The 20,469-nt window shown below is 64.4% G+C and carries 20 protein-coding genes; 13 read left to right on the top strand and 7 right to left on the bottom strand.

Features of this window, described 5'->3' with window-relative positions:
* Positions 1–107: 107 nt before the first annotated feature.
* From VFO25_06520 to VFO25_06510, 3 genes are read left to right on the top strand one after another with little or no spacing between them, the layout of a single operon-like run.
* Positions 108–770, top strand: coding sequence for a hypothetical protein (locus tag VFO25_06520; protein ID HET9342549.1), 663 nt, complete (start codon positions 108–110; stop codon positions 768–770).
* Positions 767–1,276, top strand: a complete 510-nt coding sequence (locus tag VFO25_06515; protein ID HET9342548.1) for a hypothetical protein — start codon at positions 767–769, stop codon at positions 1,274–1,276. The genes VFO25_06520 and VFO25_06515 overlap by 4 nt, the downstream gene beginning before the upstream one ends.
* On the top strand, positions 1,273–1,830 hold the full coding sequence (locus VFO25_06510) for a hypothetical protein (protein HET9342547.1): 558 nt from the start codon (positions 1,273–1,275) through the stop codon (positions 1,828–1,830). The genes VFO25_06515 and VFO25_06510 overlap by 4 nt, the downstream gene beginning before the upstream one ends.
* 177 nt (positions 1,831–2,007) lie before the next feature.
* Here the strand turns inward: VFO25_06510 and mqnC are convergent, their stop codons facing one another.
* The 4 genes from mqnC to VFO25_06490 all read right to left on the bottom strand — a co-directional run bounded on the left by mqnC (position 2,008) and on the right by VFO25_06490 (position 7,375).
* The gene (gene mqnC / locus VFO25_06505; protein ID HET9342546.1) at positions 2,008–3,093 is read right to left on the bottom strand and encodes a cyclic dehypoxanthinyl futalosine synthase; all 1,086 of its coding nucleotides are present in this window, start codon (positions 3,091–3,093) and stop codon (positions 2,008–2,010) included.
* The gene (locus VFO25_06500) at positions 3,086–3,934 is read right to left on the bottom strand and encodes a menaquinone biosynthesis protein (GenBank protein ID HET9342545.1); all 849 of its coding nucleotides are present in this window, start codon (positions 3,932–3,934) and stop codon (positions 3,086–3,088) included. Before VFO25_06500 ends, mqnC begins: the two co-directional genes overlap by 8 nt.
* Positions 3,931–5,022, bottom strand: a complete 1,092-nt coding sequence (locus VFO25_06495) for a CofH family radical SAM protein (GenBank protein ID HET9342544.1) — start codon at positions 5,020–5,022, stop codon at positions 3,931–3,933. The genes VFO25_06500 and VFO25_06495 overlap by 4 nt, the downstream gene beginning before the upstream one ends.
* Before the next feature lie 85 nt (positions 5,023–5,107).
* Entirely contained in the window at positions 5,108–7,375 is a 2,268-nt protein-coding gene (locus tag VFO25_06490; GenBank protein HET9342543.1) for a DNA translocase FtsK, read from the bottom strand.
* 121 nt (positions 7,376–7,496) lie between these two features.
* Between VFO25_06490 and VFO25_06485 the strand changes: the two genes are divergently transcribed.
* Complete coding sequence (locus tag VFO25_06485; GenBank protein ID HET9342542.1) at positions 7,497–8,111, top strand: hypothetical protein; 615 nt, start codon at positions 7,497–7,499, stop codon at positions 8,109–8,111.
* Between the two features lie 97 nt (positions 8,112–8,208).
* Here the strand turns inward: VFO25_06485 and VFO25_06480 are convergent, their stop codons facing one another.
* The 3 genes from VFO25_06480 to VFO25_06470 form a co-directional block, all read right to left on the bottom strand.
* A complete protein-coding gene (locus tag VFO25_06480) occupies positions 8,209–9,108 on the bottom strand; it encodes an ABC transporter permease (protein ID HET9342541.1) in 900 nt (299 codons plus the stop codon).
* A 4-nt stretch (positions 9,109–9,112) separates the two neighbouring features.
* Positions 9,113–10,843 carry a ribonuclease J gene (locus VFO25_06475; GenBank protein HET9342540.1) on the bottom strand — a complete coding sequence of 577 codons (1,731 nt, stop codon included), beginning with the start codon at positions 10,841–10,843 and terminating at the stop codon, positions 9,113–9,115.
* Between the two features lie 69 nt (positions 10,844–10,912).
* Positions 10,913–11,272, bottom strand: coding sequence for a hypothetical protein (locus VFO25_06470; GenBank protein HET9342539.1), 360 nt, complete (start codon positions 11,270–11,272; stop codon positions 10,913–10,915).
* A gap of 233 nt (positions 11,273–11,505) precedes the next feature.
* On the opposite strand from VFO25_06470, the gene VFO25_06465 reads away from it, so the two are divergent.
* From VFO25_06465 to VFO25_06425, 9 genes are read left to right on the top strand one after another with little or no spacing between them, the layout of a single operon-like run.
* The gene (locus tag VFO25_06465; GenBank protein ID HET9342538.1) at positions 11,506–11,886 is read left to right on the top strand and encodes a GntR family transcriptional regulator; all 381 of its coding nucleotides are present in this window, start codon (positions 11,506–11,508) and stop codon (positions 11,884–11,886) included.
* A gap of 26 nt (positions 11,887–11,912) precedes the next feature.
* Entirely contained in the window at positions 11,913–12,986 is a 1,074-nt protein-coding gene (locus VFO25_06460) for a slipin family protein (GenBank protein ID HET9342537.1), read from the top strand.
* A 4-nt stretch (positions 12,987–12,990) separates the two neighbouring features.
* Positions 12,991–13,716: a hypothetical protein gene (locus VFO25_06455; protein HET9342536.1), complete on the top strand. Its 726-nt coding sequence runs from the start codon at positions 12,991–12,993 to the stop codon at positions 13,714–13,716.
* A 10-nt stretch (positions 13,717–13,726) separates the two neighbouring features.
* Positions 13,727–14,446, top strand: coding sequence for a YIP1 family protein (locus VFO25_06450; GenBank protein ID HET9342535.1), 720 nt, complete (start codon positions 13,727–13,729; stop codon positions 14,444–14,446).
* A 4-nt stretch (positions 14,447–14,450) separates the two neighbouring features.
* Positions 14,451–15,785 carry a TolC family protein gene (locus tag VFO25_06445; protein ID HET9342534.1) on the top strand — a complete coding sequence of 445 codons (1,335 nt, stop codon included), beginning with the start codon at positions 14,451–14,453 and terminating at the stop codon, positions 15,783–15,785.
* A 2-nt stretch (positions 15,786–15,787) separates the two neighbouring features.
* Positions 15,788–17,359 (top strand): efflux RND transporter periplasmic adaptor subunit, encoded by a 1,572-nt coding sequence (locus VFO25_06440; protein ID HET9342533.1) that lies wholly within the window; start codon positions 15,788–15,790, stop codon positions 17,357–17,359.
* Entirely contained in the window at positions 17,356–18,555 is a 1,200-nt protein-coding gene (locus tag VFO25_06435) for an ABC transporter permease (protein HET9342532.1), read from the top strand. The genes VFO25_06440 and VFO25_06435 overlap by 4 nt, the downstream gene beginning before the upstream one ends.
* Positions 18,548–19,756, top strand: coding sequence for an ABC transporter permease (locus VFO25_06430; GenBank protein ID HET9342531.1), 1,209 nt, complete (start codon positions 18,548–18,550; stop codon positions 19,754–19,756). The genes VFO25_06435 and VFO25_06430 overlap by 8 nt, the downstream gene beginning before the upstream one ends.
* Entirely contained in the window at positions 19,749–20,465 is a 717-nt protein-coding gene (locus VFO25_06425; protein ID HET9342530.1) for an ABC transporter ATP-binding protein, read from the top strand. The genes VFO25_06430 and VFO25_06425 overlap by 8 nt, the downstream gene beginning before the upstream one ends.
* The last annotated feature ends 4 nt before the right edge of the window (positions 20,466–20,469 follow it).

Below are 20,469 nucleotides of genomic sequence, written 5' to 3'. Positions count from 1 at the left end.
GGCGTGCCGGATTGGCTCCGGCGATCGGGTTGCCGGCGGTCACAGCTCGCTTCGCAAATGCGCCTTCCAAGAAGGATGGCCCCGGCGCAATCAGGTACGGGGTCGTTGTGGCGCCACTTTGGCAAGCGGATGATCGCCGTCGCGGGCTCCCGGGCCGCCTGCTGCTCCCACTCGCGATCGCCTGCGCGTTGAGCGCGTCGCTCGTCGCGTGCGGGCCGCAGGCGCCGCAGACGAACGGCTACAAGGCCGGCGTCCATCCCGGGATGACCAAGGATCAGGTCGAGTCGATCCTCGGCGATGCGAAGACGCAAGCACCTTTCTCGCTGACCAATAACGTGTCCGCGTACGTCATGACGTACGGCTTCGGACAAGTGCTGCTCGAGAACGACAAGGTCGTCGCGATCACGGTCGCCGACGACGCGACCTACGTCGGCCCGTTCGGCATCTCGCTCGGCATCCAAGAAGACGCGATGAAGGCGGCGTTCAAAGCGCACAAGGCGAAGCGCACCGGTCGTCGCGATGCGTACGACGTCGTTGTCGGGACGACTGACACGCGGACGCGCGACTACTACGACTACACCGACGGGCTCATCATCGAGTTGGCGGCCGCAAACCCGAACGATCCGCTGGCGCCGTTCAACGTCATCTCGATAACGCAGGCGAGCGCCGACGGGCTTACCCTCATGAGCGCGCTCACGAAGGCCAAGGTGGGCGGTCTTTATCCCGACCAGCATGTGTTCAACTTCGTATCGGAGCCATGGTCGACATGACGGAGACGGACGACTTCCAGATCTCGCTGCCGGCGAACGCGCGCATCGCGAGCATGGAGTTCGGCGACAACCAGCTGCGCGTGCAGCTCGACGACGGCGGATCCGAGCGCATCGTGTCGCCGGCCTCCATCTCGGCGATCCATGGAGCCGAGATCCGCAGCGAAGGGCTCCATCCGGCGCCGCTCGTGTCGCCGTCGCTCGTCGAAGTGATGATGGGCAAGGAAGGCGAGACGAAGACCGAGGTGCGTCAATACGTCATAGCGATTCGTGCCGCGAAGGTCGGCGAGCTATGGTATCTCGTCGCCGACTCGTTCAATTTCCGGAAAAGCCTCGGCTCCCAAGCGGGTAACGCGCTCGAGCAGAACTTGCGCTTGCTGCTCGAACGATTGACGACCTTCGCCCCCCAAGCGGTTCAAGACGGCTTCGTCACCGCGCTTCTCGCCGATCTGCCGCTGCCGCCGCCGCTCGGCAGCCTTATGGAGTTCTTCAAGGTCGTCTCGCGGTGAGCGAACCCCAGTCCTACGCCCCGCCTCCGAATGCGCGCATCGATCTGCTGACGTTCGACGATAAGGCGAGCGCGCTTTCGATCAGCTTGCGTGGTGGCGAGGGGTCGCGCGATGTCGCTTCCGGGGCGATTTCGGCATTGTCAGGAGCACAGATCCGGCACGACCAGATCGTCGTCATCAAGGACGCCTCGCGAACGCTCGACTATGGAACCCTCGTCGCGACCGCTGCGATCGGAATGCCGGTCGTGAGGCAATCGGGCGGCAAAGAGGCGACGGCGACGAACCAGAACCTCGACCACGTCGTCGCCCTTCGTGTAGACGGCGTTTCCGAGGTTTGGTATCTGCTCGCGCAGTCGTTCAACTTTCGCAAGGCGCTCGGTCCCGACGCCGGTTACTCGAGCGAGCTGAACTTGCGGGCTTTTCTCAAACGGCTCGCCGCCTTCGCGCCGAACGCGACCAAAGACGCCTACATGACGGCGATGATCCACCGCAAGGACCTACCGCCGCCGGTCGACAGCCTCATCGATTTCCTGCGAATCGCCTCGAAGCCGTAGCGCGCGGCGTGCCCCGAAAAGGGAGCGGTCGAGCTTCAGCTCGACCGGAGACGGCCTTGCATTGGAGAAACCGCGGCGGTCGAGATAAATCTCGACCGCTCCCCTTGAATTGTTTTGAAGGACCGCGGCGGTCGAGATAAATCTCGACCGCTCCCCGTATCTTTCGTTCGCCCTTGTTTACGCCGATGTAGCGAGCGGGTAGTCGCGCTTGTTGAAGTACGTGTCGCGGATGACCGGCTTGTAGCCCGCGGCGCGGATCGCGCGCTCGAGATCGGAGCGGTGTGCAGTGTTCGTGCTGCCCGCGAGCGTCACGACCTTCTCCTCGAGGATCGTGCCGCCCATATCGTCGCAGCCGAACATGAGGCCGAGCTGACCGAGCTTCATCCCGGGCGTCAGCCACGACGACTGCAGATGGGCGAAGTTGTCGAGGTATAGGCGGCTGATCGCGAGCACGCGCAGATACTCGAGGCCGTTGGACTCTTTGCCGCGGAGCGGCGTCTTGAACGGCACATAATACCAAGGGATGAACGCGGTGAATCCGTGGGTCTCGTCCTGAAGCTCGCGAAGGACGTCGAGGTGCTGGATGCGCTCCGCATCCGTCTCGATCGATCCGAACATCATCGTCGCGGTCGTCGGCATCCCGAGCCGTTGCGCGACGCGCATGACCTCGATCCACCGGTCATCATCGATCTTGCGCGCTGAGATGCGCTTGCGGACGCGCTCGACGAGGATCTCCGCGCCGGCGCCCGGCAGCGACTTCAAGCCCGCGGCGCGCAGCGTCTTGAGCACGTCTTCGACCGTCATCGATTCGCGCTTCGCGATCCCGCATATCTCGCTCGTCGAGAGCGAATGGATATCGACGTGCGGGAACTGGGTACCGACCGCTTCGAACAGCTCGATGTAGTACGAGATCGGGATCTGCGGATTGACGCCGCCCTGGATCATGATCTGGGTCGCGCCCTGGTCTGCCGCCCATCGAACGCGGTTCAACACCTCGTCGATCGACATCGTGTAGCCTTCGGCATGTCCTTCGGGCCGGAAGAACGCGCAGAACGTGCAGTGGACGTCGCAGATGTTCGTATAGTTGATCGTCGTGTCGATCACGTACGAGACGTCGTCGCCCGGATAGAGCGCCGTGCGCCTTCGGTGCGCGGCTGCACCGATATCATAGAGCGACGCTTCGCGGTAGACGCGAAGGCCCTCATCGTATGTCAGCCGTCCGCCCTCGGCGGCGCGGTCGAGCAGCGCGTTGACGTCAGACACGGGCCAAATCCTTCGTGAACATCTTCAATCCGCTTACGCGAGCGAGCAGCCCGTGTTTCGCCGCGAGTCCGTAGAACGTCTCGAGGCCGAGCCGCGCGCTCTCGTTGAAATAGAAATCGAGCGTGCGGTAGTAGTCGGCGTAGAAACCGTCGGGACGGCCGATGCGCGCCTGTGCGTCGGCGATCACCCGATCGATGTTCGCCATCCCCCACGCGGCCGCGTCGATGAGCGAGCGCGAGAGCGCGTCGACTTCGTCGGGGCGGCGTTCCGCCGCCTCGCGGCGCACGGCCCACACGGCGTAGACCATTTGCTTGCCGGTCAATCCATGCCACAGCTCGCCGACATCGTACGAGTCGCCACTGCCGGCCGCGAGATAGGCATCGATCGCCTTGTCGCCGATGAGCAGGCACGGCGAGCCGTCCTTACGATACGCCTCGAAGGGGTCGTCGGCTTCGACGTACCTGGGCGCGAAGCCGTAGCTCTCCGCACAAATCGTCGCGAAGAGGTTGCGCCCGGTGCTGCTCTCGCCGGTCACGGCTATCGGAACGCCGGCGAGCGAGCGCGGCGGCGTCGACGATATACAATAGATAGAACGCACCGCGTCGCGCGAGCCGATGCAGACGCCCGGCAGGACGAGCAGCTCGCCCGCATGTTCGGCGCAGAAGAACGAACTGATCGGGCTGACGTCGAGCTCGCCCTCGACGAGCATCCGGTTGAGCCGCGTCGGCACCCCGGACACAAGCGTCGCCGGGCACTCGACGGCTCCGGCGTCAAACGCGGCGTAGATCGGCAGGTCGTTCGTGTAGGAGATGCGCCCGCAGCGCAGCGGCTCGCGGGTCATGCGGTCGCAGGCTCCATCATTTTGTAGAGCAGGTTCCGCCGAGCAGGCACGAAGCCCGCCTCTTCGATCGCACGGCGCAGTTGCTCCGCAGGCGTGCTTTGATCGGTCTTGCTGCCGGCGTCGCGATAGATGTGCTGCTCGTTGTTGACGGTGCCGTCGATATCGTCGGCGCCGAAATGGAGTCCGAGCTGCGCGAGCTTGATGCCGTACGAGATCCAGTACGCTTTGATGTGATCGATGTTGTCGAGCATGAGGCGCGACACGGCGATGGTCTTGAGATCGTCGATGCCCTGCGTCCAGCCGTATTCCTCGAGCTCATTCTCCTCGGGATGGAACGCGAGCGGCACGAAACACTTGAAGCCGCCGGTCTCGGCTTGGAGCTCGCGCAGCAGCGCGAGATGTTCGACCCGTTCTTCGACCGTCTCGACGTGGCCGTAGAGCATGGTGCAGTTCGTCATGATGCCGAGCCTATGCGCGACGCGGTGGACTTCGAGCCACTCTTCGGCCGACGCCTTATGCGGGCAGACGATATCGCGCACGCGTTTGACGAGAATCTCCGCGCCGCCGCCGTTGAGCGACGTGAGACCGGCATCGCGCATGCGCGTCAGGCCTTCCTCGTACGAGCAGCGCGCCCGCTTGCACATGTAGTCGATCTCGGCAGCGGTGAACAACGCGAGCTGGACGTGCGGGATGCGCGCGTGGAGCTGCTCGATCATCGGTATCCAGAAGTCGAGGCTCGTCTGCTTCGGATCGTGCCCGCCGACGATGTGCAACTCGTCGTAGTCGTTCGGCTCGGCGCACGCCTTCTCGATGATCTCGTCGACCGACATCCGGTACGCGCGCTCTTCTTTCTCGTGCGCGGCGAACGAACAGAACTTGCAGCCCGCATAGCAGACGTTCGTCGTGTTGAGGTAGCGTTTGAAGACGTAGTACGCGCGCTTCCCGTTCTTCTCGGTCCGAAGCTCGTTCGCGAGCTTGCCGACGGCGTGAAACGGCGCTTCCTTGTATAGGAAGACGCCTTCTTCTCGGGTCAACGGCGCGTGCGCGCGAACCTTCTCGGCGATCGACTCGAGCGTTGGGGACGCCATTTCCGAGCGGTTCCACGCATGCCCCGGCCGACCTCTAGGGGTGTCCGGTATCGAACGGCCGCGGCGGTCGACCGCTCCCAAAGAGCTACAGCAGCGTCTGCTCGGAGCGGCGGGGTGCGAGAATCGTCGCAAGCGTGTCGACGTCGCCCGTCCCCACAAGGATCTTGCGCGGCTTCGTTCCTTCGGACGGTCCGACGACGCGATACTCCTCGAGTATCTTCATGAGCCGCACCGCCCGCGGATGGCCGATCTTGAGCTCCGCCTGCAGCAAGGCGACGCTCGCCATCTGACGTTCGACGATGACTTTCGCAGCATCGAATGCGAGCTCGTCGGCCGGACCCGTGCCGTCTTCTTCCACTTCGTCGACTTCGAACTCGATGCGGTTCTCCGGATCGTCTTGCGCGCGCCAGAATTCGCAAAGCCGCTCGATCTCCGCGCTCGTGACGAGCGCGCCTTGCACGCGCACCGGTTTCGGCGCGTCCATCGGCAAGAAGAGCATGTCGCCGCGGCCGAGGAGCCGTTCTGCACCGGCCATGTCGAGAATCGTCCGCGAGTCGACTTGCGACGAGACCGCGAACGCGATGCGCGATGGGATGTTCGCTTTGATGAGACCGGTGATGACATCGACGGACGGACGCTGCGTGGCGACCACGAGATGGATGCCGGTCGCTCTGGCGAGCTGCGCGATCCGGCAGATGCTCGTCTCGACGCGCGTCGGCGCGACGAGCATGAGGTCGGCGAGCTCGTCGATGACGACGACGATGTACGGCATGCGATCGTCTGGATTCTCGAGGTTGTACTCTTCGATCTTGCGCACGCCCGCTCGCGCGAAGCGCTCGTAGCGCGTATCCATCTCTTTCGTCAGCTCGTAGAGCGCGCCGGCGGCGAGCTTCGGATCGACGATGCAATCGCGGATCAGATGCGGGATGCCGTTGTATTCGATGAGCTCGACGCGCTTAGGATCGATGAGGAGGAGCTGGACCGCGTCGGGCGTGCAGGTCGCTATGAGCGAGGCGATGATGACGTTGAGGCAGACGCTCTTGCCGGCGCCGGTCGCGCCAGCGACGAGAAGGTGCGGCATGCGACCGAGGTCGGCGACGATCGGCCGGCCGGTGATATCCTTTCCGAATCCGATCGAAAGTTTGTTGTCGCCCTTGGGAAGATAGTCGAGGATCTCGCGGATAGCGACGATCGAGACCGCCGAATTGGGGACCTCGACGCCGACAGCCGCCTTGCCGGGGATCGGCGCTTCGATCCGAACGCTTTGCGCAGCGAGCGCGAGCTGGATGTTGTCCGAAAGCGCCTTGATCGCGCTGACCTTGACGCCGCGCTCGGGCGTCAGCTCGTAACGTGAGACGGTCGGACCTCGCTCGATGTGCGTGACCGTGACGCCGACGCCGAACGATGCGAGTGTGTCCTCGAGCAGCTTCGCCGCGCTCGTTTCGCTGTGCGCCCTTTTCTCCGGCGGGTTGAACAGGGCGAAATCCGGCAATCGGTATCCCGCCGGTGTAAGGCGCATAGGTGCGTCGCCGTTGTCGCTCCGCGGCGTCGCGGCAGCGCGCGCGGGCTTTGGCGGAGCGGATTTCTCCACTGCCTCGAATGTCGTGACCGGCTCCGGCATCCCGCGCTCCGCGACGGGCGTCGCCGCCGGTCGCTCGACGACCGCCTCAGGCACGATTTCGGCGAGTGCGACGTCAGCCGGGTCTTCGACCATCACGGCTTTGTCGACGCGCTCGGGTTGCGGCGGCTCGCGACGGATCGCCGGAAGCTTCGAAACTTCGATATCGGCTTCGCGAGCGGTGGCGCTCTGTGCGACGATGGCCCCATACGCAGATCTGAGCCGGGCGATGGCGCCTGCTCCCCAAACCGCACCGGCCGCCATTGTCTTCTTCATCGAGACTCCGGTAGGAGCGACGACGAAGGCGATGATGGCGAAGACGATCGCGATGTCTGCGCCGCCGGCACCGAAGACGTGCGAGAGACCCCAAGCAATGGCGTTTCCGGCGGCTCCGCCCCGAGACGACATCCCAAGCGCGGCGTCAAGAGCGAGAAACTCGCCGGCCGCGCAGGCGGCCATGAACGCCATGATGCGGACGACGTGGATCTCCAGGAAGATGATGATAGCGACGACGACCAGGCCCGCTACCGAGATCCAAGCCGCCGCTCCGAACCAAACGCCGATCGTCGAGGCGAGTCCCGGACCGAACCAGCCGGCGCTCTTCGGCGCCCACAGCGCGAGCGCGACGTAGGCGGCGATGGCAAGAAGAGCCACGCCGACGATCTCGAGGTTGAGCGTCAGTCTCGGAAGCGGATCGACCCGGCGCGACTTAGCAGCCGCTTTCGCGCGTTTCATCCCGTGCGCACGCACGTTCGATGGCCGCCGGAATGCGGCCTGCGTAGCGTGGGGAACCCTCTACGTGCATCGATGCGTTGAGGACGACGACATGAGCAGATTTTCAAGAGTGGCCATAGCGGTGATCGTTTGCGCTTTCGCGGGAGCCGCGATCGCTTTGGGTGCGAACGTGCTTCACTTCGTGATCGCCGGGAAGTCGCACGACATACGCGCCGTGCAGGTCGGCGGCGTCTGGTACGCGAGCGTCGACGACATCGCGCACGCGCTCGGCGGCGGCGCCTCGTTCGACGTCTCGAAGCGCACGCTGTATGCGAGCGCCGGCGACCGCTACTCGCAGCAGCACATGGTCGATCGAGTCGGCGGCGGATTCGCGAGCGATGGGACGGTCGCGGTCCGGCTTGTCTCGGTCAAGAAATCGATGTCGTTTCAGGGGAATGCTCCCGATCCGGGTGCGCATTTCGTGATGGCGACGATGCAATTGAAAAACCTCACAGCCGCGCAGGTCGCGATGTACGACGTCCAAACAAGTATGGTCAAGGGTGGTGTGCATGTCAACGACGGCCAGTTCTACGACACTGCCGGCCACGACTTGAATCAGACGGATGTGTCGCCCGGCCAGACCGTGACGTATCTCGATGTCTTCGAGATCGATGACGACGTCGCGGCGGACGGTATCCTCGTGCATCCACCGTTCGCGCCGACGACTCGGCCGGTGGATATGGTGCTGAAGCTCTGAACGCTTTTCGCGACGGTGCAAGACCGCGGCGGTCGAGATAAATCTCGACCGCTCCCTTTTTTCTGAGATAAATCTCGACCGCTCCCTTTTTCCTAGGCTAGGCCGAGCGGGGGTCGAGCGCGTCGCGGATGCCGTCGCCGAGCAGGTTGAAGCCCAGAACCGTCAGCGAGATCGCGATGCCGGGGAAGACGAGCGCCCACGGCGCGTTGAGCCAGTAGTCGCGGGCGTCGTTCAGCATCGAACCCCACTCGGCGGTCGGCGGCTGGATCCCGAGCCCGAGGAACGACAATCCGGCGGAATCGAGTTCCGCCGTGCCGACGCCGAGCGTCGCCTGCACGACGAGCGGCGCGAGTATGTTCGGCAGGACGTACTTCAAGAGGATCGCTGGAGCCGCGTTGCCGATGGCCCGCGCGGCTTCGACATACTCGAGATGCTTGACGTGGAGCACGGACGCTCGCGCGATCCGGGCGTAGACCGGAATGCCGACGATGCCGACCGCGAAGAACAGCTTCACGACGTCGCCGACTCGCTGGTCGAGGATCGCGGAGATCGCGATCGCGAGGATGATGCTCGGGAACGCGAGCATGACGTCGACGGCGGCCATGATGATCGAGTCGACGGCGCCGCCCCAGAATCCGGAGATGACGCCGAGCGTCGTGCCGGTCACCAGGCCGATGCCGACCGAGACGAATCCGATCTCGAGCGATAGACGCGCACCGGCCAACAAGCGCACGAAGATGTCGCGGCCGAGCTTGTCCGTTCCCGCGAGGTGATGGACCGATGGCGGCAAGGTCGTCGCGCTGAGATTTTGCGCGAGCGGATCGACGTGCCCCGAAAGCACGGGCGCGGCAAGAGCCGCGACGACGATCACCGCGACGAGGACGAGGCCGACCATCGCCGACGCGCTCCGCCGAAAGCGCCGCCACGTGTCGTGCCAAACGCCGATGCGCGCGACGCCCGCTTCGCTTGTGGCGAACGCCGGCGCGGCGACCGCCAAGGCCCTAGACCTCCATGACGACGGGCAAGATCATCGGCCGGCGCTTCGTCCGGTCGAAAACGAACTTCTGCACTCCTTTGTGCAGGTGCTCGCGGATCGCGGTCCATTCGGTCAGCCCGCGGCGTGCGCCGTCCTCGATGATCTCCGCCGCACGACGCTTGACCTCGTCGATGATGCCGTCGCCGTCGGTCGTCGAATCGTACGTGAAACCGCGCGACGTCACATCCGGACCCGCCAGCACCTTTCCGTCCGACGAATCGATCGTCACCGTCAAGATGATCATGCCGTCCTCGGAAAGATGGCGCCGGTCGCGGAGCACGACTTGGCCGACGTCGCCGACCCCGAGGCCGTCGACGAAGACGGGCCCGCCAAAGGTCTTCCCGACGCGTTCGACGCCCGAGCGCGTGAACTGGAGCACGTCGCCGTTCTCGACGACGTAGACGTCGGCCGGTTCGATGCCCGTCTTCTGCGCCAAGCGCGCATGTTGGACGAGCATGCGATATTCGCCATGCACGGGCATGAAATATTTCGGCCGCGTCAGGTTGAGCATGAGAAGCAGCTCTTCTTGGCAACCGTGGCCGGAGACGTGCGCCATCCGCTCTTTTCCATAGATGACGTTCACCCCGAGCTTGAAGAGGTTGTTGATGGTCCGGCCGACGCTTCGTTCGTTGCCCGGGATCGGCGTCGCCGACACGATGACCGTATCGCCGCGGACGAGGCGAACGCGCTTGTGGTCGCGCGCCGCCATCCGGACGAGCGCCGATGTGGGTTCGCCTTGGCTTCCGGTCGTGCAGATGACGATGCGGTCGGGCGGATATGCGTCGAGCTCGTGTTCGCGGATCTGTTGGCCATGTTCGAGCCGCAGATAGCCGTGCTCGATCGCGATGTTCGCGACGTTCATCATGCTTCGTCCGACGAAACAGACCTTTCGGTCGTGTCGCGCTGCGGCGTCGACCGTCTGCTGAAGACGGGGGACGTTCGAGGCGAACATCGTCACGATGATGCGCCCCTCGCAGCGTGCGAAGATATCCGCGAACGTCTCGCCGACGACACGCTCGGACGGCGTGTGGCCAGGGATCTCTGCGTTCGTCGAGTCGGACGCGAGCAGAAGGACGCCTTCGTCCCCATAGCGCGCGAAGGTCGCCATGTCGGTCGGGCGTCCGTCGATCGGAGTCTGGTCGAACTTGAAGTCGCCCGTGTGGACGACGACGCCGAGCGGCGTACGCAGTGCAAGCGAACAATTGCCGAAGATCGAGTGCGTGATGTGGATGAAGCGCGCGGTCATCGATCCGAGCTGGACCTCGTCGCCCGGCTCGACGACGATCGTCTCGGTTCGGCCGACGAGCTTATGCTCTTTCAGCTTGCCGCGCAGGAGCGCAAGCGTCACGTCGGTGCCGTATACGGGCACGTCGAGCTGCGCGAGGAAATATGGCACGCCGCCGACGTGATCTTCGTGCGCGTGGGTGAGGAGCAGCGCCCGGACTTTCTTCTTCCGCTCGAGCAGATACGAAAGATCGTTGATGACGAGGTCGACGCCCAGCATCTCTTCTTCGGGGAATTGGACGCCGGCATCCACGACGACGATATCGTCGTTCGTCTCGTAGGCGGTCATGTTGCGCCCGACTTCGCCGCAGCCGCCTAGCGGGATCGCGCGCAGGTAGGGCTCGGAAGGCGGTTTGGGAACGGTAGACGATTCGCCGGATTGGACCGACGGTGGAAAATACTCGTGAAGCACGTGTAGATGTTACGCGGGCATCACGCACAAGCCTTGCGCGATGCCTCGTGCGATGCGACGTAGCGAGTGTTACAGAGGCGTCACGTACCAGTGGACGGACGCCGGTGCGAGCGCGTTCGGACAGAACAGCTCGACTGCTCGATCGGCATGCGGCGCGAGCCGCTCGATCCACGTTGACGCGTGCGCCGATCCACCATTCGCATCTTCGACCGAGACGACGACGAGCGCATCCACATAGCGATCGGTTTCATTGACGACGCGCGCCCGGACGATCGGCGCTCCTAAGAAGTCGACGTCGACTGAAGTCGGTCCGATCCGCAGACCTTGGCCTGCGTCCACCAAGTGCCTATCGATAAATGCCGGCCGTTCAGACTTCGTCTCGACCAGGAAGTCGCGAAGCAGGTCGTGGCGCAGGCCGAGCTTGAGCAAATCCCACGTCACTCGACCGGCGACGGCCCGCGAGCGAGTCCGGGTCGTGTGTCGCCGGTGCTTCTCGAACGGTCGAGGTGAAGGTCCGGTTAAGGCAAGAGCGGCCGCGACCGCGACGAGATACATCTCGAAGGCCCACATCACCCGAGAGTTTCGCTTGACAAGGCGCTTCCTCTCCGCTATCATTGTATTAAACAACTAGGACAATAGGACACACGAACGAAATTCAAAGAATGTTCCACCTCGACGGCGCAAGCGGCGTCCCGGTATACCTCCAGATCAAAGAGCAAGTGCTTCACGCGATCGCTCGAGGCGAGCTATCGCCCGGCGATCAGCTTCCGACCGTGCGCGAAGTCGCCGTCGACCTCGAGATCAATCCGAATACAGTCAACCGGGCGTACTCCGATCTCGAGCGTGAGGGCGTGCTCACGAGCCGTCGAGGCCGAGGCACCTTCATCAGCGACAGGCGACGACAAGCCTCGGACGTCGCGGCGCAGCGCACGCGCATCCGAGACATCTCGCGCCGCGCGCTCGGCGAGGCCAAAGCGTTCGGGTTCAAAGCAGATGAGCTCATCGAGACGATCTCGCGCGTCGCGCGCGAGGACCAGAGTTAGCACATCCTAAGGAGGATGAAAGCATCATGCCCATAGTCACAGCGAGTACGAAGAGCGGCGCTCCCACGTCCGGACCGTCCGGCGCCACCGTGGCGGGCCCGACGGCCGTCCATTTCGGCAACCCTTTATCGTGGCTCATCGCCGTGATCGCCTTTGCCGCGGGCGTGACGATGACGACGGTCACCGACAGCGGATTTCCCGTCATCATCGGTGTGGTCGTCGCGATCGTCGTGCTCGTGACGCTCCAGATCGCGCAAGCGTGGGAGAAAGTCGTCGTCCTCCGCTTCGGCCACTTCCGCACCGTCGCCGGCCCGGGGATCTTCCTCCTCATACCCGCGATCGACACGATCGCGGCCTGGATCGACCAGCGCGTGCAGACGAGCACGTTCACGGCCGAAGAGAGCCTGACGAAAGACACCGTGCCGGTCGACGTCGACGCGGTTCTCTTCTGGGTCGCATGGGATGCGAAGAAAGCGTCGCTCGAAGTCGCATCGTACCGCGATGCCATTGGATGGGCGGCGCAGACCGCACTGCGCGATATCATCGGAACGACGACGCTCGCCGATCTGCTATCGAATCGCCAGGCGGTCGACGAGAAACTGCAACACACGATCGACGGGCGGACGACACCGTGGGGCGTCACCGTGCAGTCGGTCGAGATCCGCGACATCAAGATCCCCGACAATCTGCAGGATGCGATGTCGCGGCAAGCGCAGGCCGAGCGGGAACGGCAAGCGCGCGTCATCCTCGGCGACGCCGAGCGCGAGATCTCGCTGTCGTTCCTCGAAGCGGCGAAGAACTATGCCGGCAACGAGATCGCACTCCACTTGCGTGCGATGAACATGCTCTACGAAGGCCTCAAGGAGAAAGGCGCGATGATCGTCGTGCCGAGCACCGCCGTCGAGACGATGGGCCTTGGCGCCATCACAGGTCTCGCCGCACTCGGCGGACGCATCGGCCCGAACCAACCTGAAAGCGGCGGCACCTCGTCATCGTCGAGCTCGGGCACGCCCAGCGCACCCGGCTCCGGCGCGCAAGCGTCGCGTAGCGCCGCGGAGAATGCGGGCACCATCGCCGCAACGATCGCTGCCGGAGGTTAGCTCGATGACCCAGTCACGGATGGCAAAGGTACTCGTGTTCGGCTTGCTCGCGTGCGCGCTCGCCTTGGCGACCGCTTCGACGAACGCCCTGGCGGCCGCCCTCGCGCCTAGCGACGGATCGTACAAGTACTCGGTCACTCGCGGAGGCGCCGGCGTCGGCAGCACGATCGTGACCGTGAAGCGCGCAGCGCCGAGCATCACGATCCACGAGGTCGAGACGTTCGGCGGCGTCACCGAAACGGTCGACGAATCGCTCGACGCCGGCGATCTGTCGCCCACCGCCTACGTATCGACCTTTCCGGTGACGTCCGACGTGGCCGTCACGGCACGTGTCGCCTTCTACTCGGGCGGCGCACGGTTCACGGTCGATACGGTCCCCGGCTCCACCGACTTCCGGGTCGAAACCGGCACGACGCGAATGGTCGTCGTCGACGGCGCATTGGCGACCGGCTTTCTCTTCCTTCCTGCTCAAATACGCGCGCAGGCGCTGAACATATTCACCGTCTATGCGCCGTCTGGTGCCGAGACGTTCTACTGCACGATCAACGCAACCGCGACGCCGCCGCGCCCGCCCGGACTACCGGCTCCCGACGTCCCTTTGACGGTCGACGGCTCATCTCAGAGCGGCAACACCGAGTTCGTCGTCTGGTATGATCCGACGTCGCTCGTCGTCGACGAGGTCGACGTCCCGACCCAACAAGTGACGATCGCCCGCGTGCGCACCAACTGAGAAAGGAAGCATGATGGCTTCGACAACGACCGCGGCACCGCAGAAGTCCAACGGCCTCTCAGCCTACCTCTCCATACTGTGGTCGCCTGCAACGGCGTTCGACCAGCTTCGCGAAACGCCGACCTGGGGTTGGGCGGCGCTGATCGGCATCGTCCTGCTCCTCGCCGCGACATTGATCTCGATGCCCGAGATCATGAAAGTCGCCCACATCGCTCAGCAGCAGCAATTGTCGACGATGAGCGCCGATCAACAAGCCCAGGCCCGTCAAGCGATGGGATCGACGGCGGGGATCATCCCGGTCTTCGCGATCGTCGGCGTGCTCATCGTTACATGGCTCATCTGGGTGATCTCGGCCGTCGTGTATGCGATCGGCGGCGCTATCAGCGGAGCCGGAGCGAAGTTCAGTCTGGCGTGGGTCGTTTCGGTGAACCTCGGGATCATCGCGTTCGTCGGCGCGCTCGTCAATGCCGTCATCCTCGCGGCGCGCGGACCCGATGCGATCTCGTCGCCGCTCGATCAGTACGCGTTGCCGTCGCTCGGCATGTTCTTTCACGACAACGTGAAGCTCGCCACGTTCCTCAACACGTACAACCTCGACTACCTGTGGTTGTACGTCGTCGCCGTCATCGGCCTCGAACGCACGCTTTCGATGAAACGCGGCGCCGCCATCGTGACGGTCGTCGTCTACAGCCTCATCGGCGCCGGCCTCGCTTCAGCCGTCGCGAGGTAGGTGCGTGCTAGCTTTCGCTCTCGCAGCGACGATGTTGGCGGCCGCCCCGGCGGCCGCCGCGCCGATGACGCTCGCTCAAGCGGTCCAGTTCGCGGAGTCGCACAACGAGCAAGTGCTCGCGGCGAAGGCGCAATGGGTGCAAGCCGGGGCGACGCTCGCTTCCGATCGCTCTGCGCAACTGCCGAACATCCAGGGTATCGCCCAAAGCTCGATGTCGCGCTCTGCCAACTATGCGGGCAACTTCGCGCAGATCGGCGTTCCGGTCCAGCCGAACGTCTCGCAGAACACCGCGGAGGTCGCCGGTTCGCAGTCGGTCTTCAACCTCCAGAACGAGTTGACGGCGGACGCTGCGCGGCACGCGTACGATCAAGCGCAGCAGAACTATCGGTTCGTCAAAGAGCAGACCCTGCTCAACGTCGAGACGTCGTTCTACGTGTATGCCCAGGACGTCCAGCTCGTCGGCCTTGCAAAGGCGGACCTCGGGTATCAGCAGGCGCTCTACGCGATAGCCGACGCGAACTATAAGTCCGGCCTCGTCGCCGGCATCGACCGGCTCAAGGCACAAGTGCAGCGCACGACGAGCGAAGAGAGTCTCGCGTCCGCGACGGCCGACGCCGAGGATGCGCGGGAGAATCTTTCGCAGACGATCGGCGCAGATACGTCGCAGGCGTTCGCCGTGCCCGCCTCTATACCGGCGCCGCCGATGCCGTCGACCGATCAACAAGCGCTCGACGCGGTCGCGTTGGCGCACAGTCCTGAACTCGCCATCGCGAAAGACGCTCTCGACATCGCGGTGCTCGAAAACGGGCTCATCGACGCGCCGAACCGGCCGACCGTCGCGCTCCAGGGCGCGTGGGGAAACCAGGTGATCCCGACCGCATTTCCATTCAACGAAGCGACGTGTCAGATCCACCAGTTCGATCCGCATTGCGGTCCCACGCACTTCTATACGATCGGATTGACGTCGCAACTTTTGCTGCCGCTCCTCGACTGGGGATCGCTGCACGCGCAACACAACGGCGCGCATGCGAACATCGATTCGCAGACCGCCGCGTACAGCACGGCGAAGCGCCAAGCGATGATCGACGTCGATCAGGCGGTGCGCCGCCTCATCGTCGACGATCAAAACTTGGGGCTCGCGACGCAGAACGCGAGCGTCGCCTTGCAAGCGGCGAAAATCGCACAAGTACAGTACAAGGTCGGACTCGGCAGCCAGATCGACGTGACGACTGCGGAACAGACGTATCTACAGGCCGCGAAACAGCTGCTCGACGCGCAAGTCGCTTACGCGCTCGCCGCCGACCGCCTCAAATTCGCGACCGGAACGCTGGTGGAGTGAATATGGACCTTAAACAAAGGCCCAAGTGGTTCGGCCCGGCTATCGTCGGCGGCGCTATCGTGCTGATCATCATCATCAGCGTCGTCGCGAAGCACGGGCCGGCTCCGGTCGCGGTCACGACGGTCGCAGTGAAACCGGGCACGCTCGTCAACAAGCTGCCCGAGAACGGAACGTTGTCGCTGCCGCAGACGGCGACGATCGCGGCGCAAACCGCCTCGACGATCGAGCGCATCCTCGTCCGCGAAGGCGGCCGCGTGCGCGCGGGCGACCTCTTGATGAAGCTCGACGATCGAGCGGTCTCGGCAAAGGTGAGCGCGGACGAAGCCGCCGAGGCGCAAGCGCTCGCGGCGCTCAGGAAAGCGCAGCAGACGGCTGCGGTCGCGGGCGATACGAACGTGCAGAGCGTGGCGCAAGCCCAAGAGAACTTGCTGTCCGCGCAATCGCAGCTGCAATCCGACATCAACGCGAAGCGCGAAGGCCAGGTCTCCGCGGCGGGTTTCGCTTCGCTCGGGCTTTCCGGCCAGTCGCAGCTCGCGCAGCAAGTGTCGCAGCTCAAGGACGCCGAGACGAATCTTCGCACGGCGAAAGAGCAATACGACGGCGACGTCGCGCTCTACAAGATGGACGCGATCGCGCATCTGCAATTGAACAAGGACCAAGCGGCATACGAACAGGCGCAAGCGGCGTACGATTCGGCGCTGCGCCAATACACGCTGACGAAGCAGCAATTGAACGACAGCGTCGGTCAACAAGATGCGAAGATCGCCGCCGACCGTCACGCCGTCGACAGCGCTCGGGCCGCGCTTTCCGCAGCGCAGATCCAAGCGGGTCAGAACACCGCGGCGGTCGACGTCGCGTCGGCGCAGGCCGGCGAAGCGTCCGCCGCAGCCCAGCTGCAATACGATGAGGAACAGCTCGCGGACACCGAGGTCCGTGCGCCGTTCGGCGGCGTCGTCCAGACGCTCGGCAACGTCACCTCGCCGCTCGGCGGCACGGCGGATCTCTCGGTCGGCGATCAGGTGACGCCCGGCCAAACGCTTTTCACCATCGCCGGCAGCGGACCGATGGTCGTCAAGGCGCAAGTCGACGAGCAGGACGTCATCAGCGTCAAACTCGGGCAGCACGCCTTCATCACCGGAGAGGACTTCCCGGGCTACTCGCTCGTCGGCACCGTCGTGCGCATCGCGCCGGTCGTCGTCGCCCAAAACCAGGCGGGCAATTCGGCGAAAAACGTCGAGACGACGATCGCCCTGAGCAAGACGTATCCGTTCCTGCGCGACGGCATGTCGTGCGACGTCGACATCGTCACGGGTAAGGCGTCGAACGCACTCGTCGTGCCGCTGAGCGCGATCCTCGACGACGGCGCCAAGCACTACGCGTTCGTCGTCAGCGGCACCGCGGCCAAGAAGACGCAGGTGACGGAGGGCATCAAGAACGACACTGACGTCGCGATCTCGAAAGGCCTGAAGTCCGGCGACATCGTCGCCACGACGAACGTCTCTTCGCTCAAAGACGGCTCGAAAGTGAACGCGACGGCCGCGTCGCCGGCCCCGACGGGCAGCAGCGGCCCGTGAAGTTCTTCGGCGAGTACTTCCTCGCGGCGCTCAACACGCTCTGGGCGAATAGGGCGCGGTCGGTGCTCACGATGATCGGCATCGTCATCGGCACCGCTGCCGTCATCTCGATCTTCGCGCTCGGGCAAAGCGCGAAGTCGTCGATAGGACAGACGCTCGGCGTTTTCGGCGATCAGGGACTGTTCTTGTTCCCCGATCAAAGCTCGCGCCGCGTCAACGCGGTTCAGGTCACGTGGAGCGACTACCAAAACGTCTTGGCGGCGTGCACGCGCTGCGCGAAAGTGTTCCCCGTCTACGATAACTACTATTCGGTGCGCAACGGCCATTCGAAAGACGTCTACGAACTCGCTTCGGACACCGACTACGTGACCGACAAGCTCGTGATGGCCGAGGGGCGACGCTTCAATTCGGATGACGTCGACGGCGCGCGCGCCGTCTGCAACCTCTACTGGGGGCTCAAACAGAAGCTGTTCGGCAACGCGCCTGCGCTCGGCAAGTACGTGCGCATCGCGGGGCGCCGCTTTCTCGTCGTCGGGGTCTATGCGAACATCAGCGCCGGAGTCTTCAACTCGGTCATCGGCGGCAGCGACGCGCTGAACATCCCCTACACGACGTATCACCGGCTGCCGGATTCGCAGATCCAAGGCCTTCAGCTCTACGCCGCTCCTGGGTCGACCTCCGCACAGGCGATCGACGACGCCGAGGCCGTTCTCAAGCGCCTCCATCCGAACGCCACCTTCCAATCCTTCGATAGCTCGCAGCAAGGCGCGACGTTCCTCCAAGTCATCGCGTTCGTCGCGATCGGCATCTCGGCGATCGGCGCGATCGCGCTCGTCGTCGGCGGCATCGGCGTCATGAACATCATGCTCGTATCGGTCATGGAGCGGACGCGCGAGATCGGGATCCGCAAGGCGATCGGCGCGTCGCGCGGCGACATCCTCTGGCAGTTCCTCACCGAAGCCGTCGCGATCACGCTTATCGGCGGCGGCATCGGAACGATCGTCGGCGTCGCGGCCGCTGCCGCGGGCAGTTCGGTCTTGGACGTCACCTTCGCCGGGGTTTCCGCCGGCATCAGCTGGCTGCCGATCATCGCCCTCGCGCTGGGCTCGTCGCTCGCGATCGGCCTCTTCTTCGGCACCTGGCCTGCCGTGCGCGCGAGCAAGCTCGAGCCGATCGAGTGCCTGCGGCATGAATAAGATCCTCGAGTTCTTCGCCGAAGCGGTCGAGTTCGTCTGGAACAACCGGACGCGTTCGCTCTTGACGATGCTCGGCATCATCATCGGGGTCGGCGCGGTCATCGCGATCCTCGCGGTCGGCGATTCGACGACGAAGTCGGTGCAGAACCTGTTGTCGCCGTACTCGCAGTCGAGCGCTTTGATCGTGCCGAAGCAGCAGCAGCCGGACCCGCAGAACGCCGCGATACGCTACGCAGATGCACGCCGCGTCAAACTGCTCGTGCCGGACGCGGTCGACGTGCAGCCCGTGCTCGCGATCCAGATGGAAACGCGAGTGCGGCACACCGATGAGACGCTCCAGGTCTTCACGACCGGCGCCGGCATCGGGTTCGATACGACGCCGCTGGCCGAAGGGCGGCGCTTCACGCAAGACGACGTCGACGCGCATCACCGGGTCTGCATTCTGTCCGACTCGGCGCGTTCGAAGCTTTTCGGCGACGGCGTGCCGGCGGTCGGCCGAGCGGTCCGCCTCAACGGCAGCTACTACGTCGTCGTCGGCGTGCAAAAAAAGCCGCAGTCCACCGGCCTGCTCCAGACGAACAGCGGCCAGGTGACGGTGCTCGTGCCGTACACGCTCATACCGGAACTCGGGTACACGTACGTCTTCGCACTTTCGGTGATCGCGAGCGGCCCCGGCGACGTGACGCGCATCGGAAACGCGGCCATCGCCGCGCTCCAGAAGATCCATGGTGAACGTGCGCAGTATGAAGAGCGCGACATCAAGACGCTCAACGACGGCATCAGCAAGGTCTTCACGGTTCTCACCGGAGTCATCGGCATCGTCGCGGGCATCTCGCTGCTCGTCGGCGGCGTCGGCATCATGAACATCATGCTCGTCTCGGTGACCGAGCGGACGAGGGAGATCGGCATCCGCAAGGCGATCGGCGCGAGCCGGTCGGACATCCTCGGGCAGTTCCTGACCGAAGCCCTGCTTCTGTGCGCGATCGGCGGAACGATCGGGCTCATCGGAGGAGTGCTCCTGGCCGAACTCGTCATCCACACGTTCATCGCGCAGCTCACGGGCACCGTCGTCTCGTTCTCGTGGCTGCCGATCATCGCAGTCTCGCTGACCTTCTCGGTCGGCGTCGGCATCATCTTCGGAATCTATCCGGCGGTACGCGCTTCGTACTTGAACCCGATCGAGTGCTTGCGCTATGAGTAGGGCGATGTTGGAAGCGACGTCGACCCGGTCGGGGCGCGTCATCGAGATCGAACAGATGACGAAGACGTATTCGATCGGCGACATCAAAGTGCCGGCGCTGCGCGGCGTCTCGTTCTCGATCGACGCCGGAGAATACGTCGCGATCATGGGCCCGTCGGGCTCGGGCAAGTCGACGCTCATGAACCTCATCGGCTGCCTCGACAAGCCGACGACGGGGCTCTACCGGCTCGACGGCGTCGACGTCTCGGCGCTCGACGACGCCGACCTCGCGAAGATCCGCCTGCAAAAGCTCGGCTTCATCTTCCAAGGCTTCAACCTGCTCGCGCGCACGTCGGCGGTACGCAACGTCGCGCTGCCGCTCTTCTACGCCGGCGACCCCGCGCGCGAGGCGAAGGCGACCGAAGTCCTCAAGCAAGTCGGCCTCGGCGACCGTCTCGAGCACAAGCCCCAGGAACTGTCGGGCGGCCAGCAACAACGCGTCGCCATCGCCCGCGCGCTCGTGAACAATCCGGCCGTGCTCCTCGCGGACGAGCCGACCGGAAATCTCGACTCGACGACGGCCGAGGAGATCATGGCGCTCTTCGGGCGCCTCAACGAGGGCGGCCGCACGATCATCATGGTGACCCATGACGACGACATCGCGCGCCACGCGAAGCGCATCATCAAGTTACGCGACGGCCTCGTCGTCGAAGATTCGACCTCGCGGTAGTTCA

This window comes from Candidatus Eremiobacteraceae bacterium (assembly GCA_035710745.1).
In the GTDB taxonomy this organism is placed as follows: domain Bacteria; phylum Vulcanimicrobiota; class Vulcanimicrobiia; order Eremiobacterales; family Eremiobacteraceae; genus JANWLL01.
This window is presented reverse-complemented; position numbering and strand designations above follow the sequence as displayed.

What these genes read in the sequence shown, in the direction of transcription:
- VFO25_06515 (HET9342548.1), top strand. Translation starts at nt 767, where the DNA reads ATGACGGAGACGGACGACTTCCAGATCTCGCTGCCGGCGAACGCGCGC.
- VFO25_06500 (HET9342545.1), bottom strand. Translation starts at nt 3,934, where the DNA reads ATGACCCGCGAGCCGCTGCGCTGCGGGCGCATCTCCTACACGAACGAC.
- VFO25_06495 (HET9342544.1), bottom strand. Translation starts at nt 5,022, where the DNA reads ATGGCGTCCCCAACGCTCGAGTCGATCGCCGAGAAGGTTCGCGCGCAC.
- VFO25_06490 (HET9342543.1), bottom strand. Translation starts at nt 7,375, where the DNA reads ATGAAACGCGCGAAAGCGGCTGCTAAGTCGCGCCGGGTCGATCCGCTT.
- VFO25_06465 (HET9342538.1), top strand. Translation starts at nt 11,506, where the DNA reads ATGTTCCACCTCGACGGCGCAAGCGGCGTCCCGGTATACCTCCAGATC.
- VFO25_06460 (HET9342537.1), top strand. Translation starts at nt 11,913, where the DNA reads ATGCCCATAGTCACAGCGAGTACGAAGAGCGGCGCTCCCACGTCCGGA.
- VFO25_06455 (HET9342536.1), top strand. Translation starts at nt 12,991, where the DNA reads ATGACCCAGTCACGGATGGCAAAGGTACTCGTGTTCGGCTTGCTCGCG.
- VFO25_06450 (HET9342535.1), top strand. Translation starts at nt 13,727, where the DNA reads ATGATGGCTTCGACAACGACCGCGGCACCGCAGAAGTCCAACGGCCTC.
- VFO25_06440 (HET9342533.1), top strand. Translation starts at nt 15,788, where the DNA reads ATGGACCTTAAACAAAGGCCCAAGTGGTTCGGCCCGGCTATCGTCGGC.
- VFO25_06430 (HET9342531.1), top strand. Translation starts at nt 18,548, where the DNA reads ATGAATAAGATCCTCGAGTTCTTCGCCGAAGCGGTCGAGTTCGTCTGG.
- VFO25_06425 (HET9342530.1), top strand. Translation starts at nt 19,749, where the DNA reads ATGAGTAGGGCGATGTTGGAAGCGACGTCGACCCGGTCGGGGCGCGTC.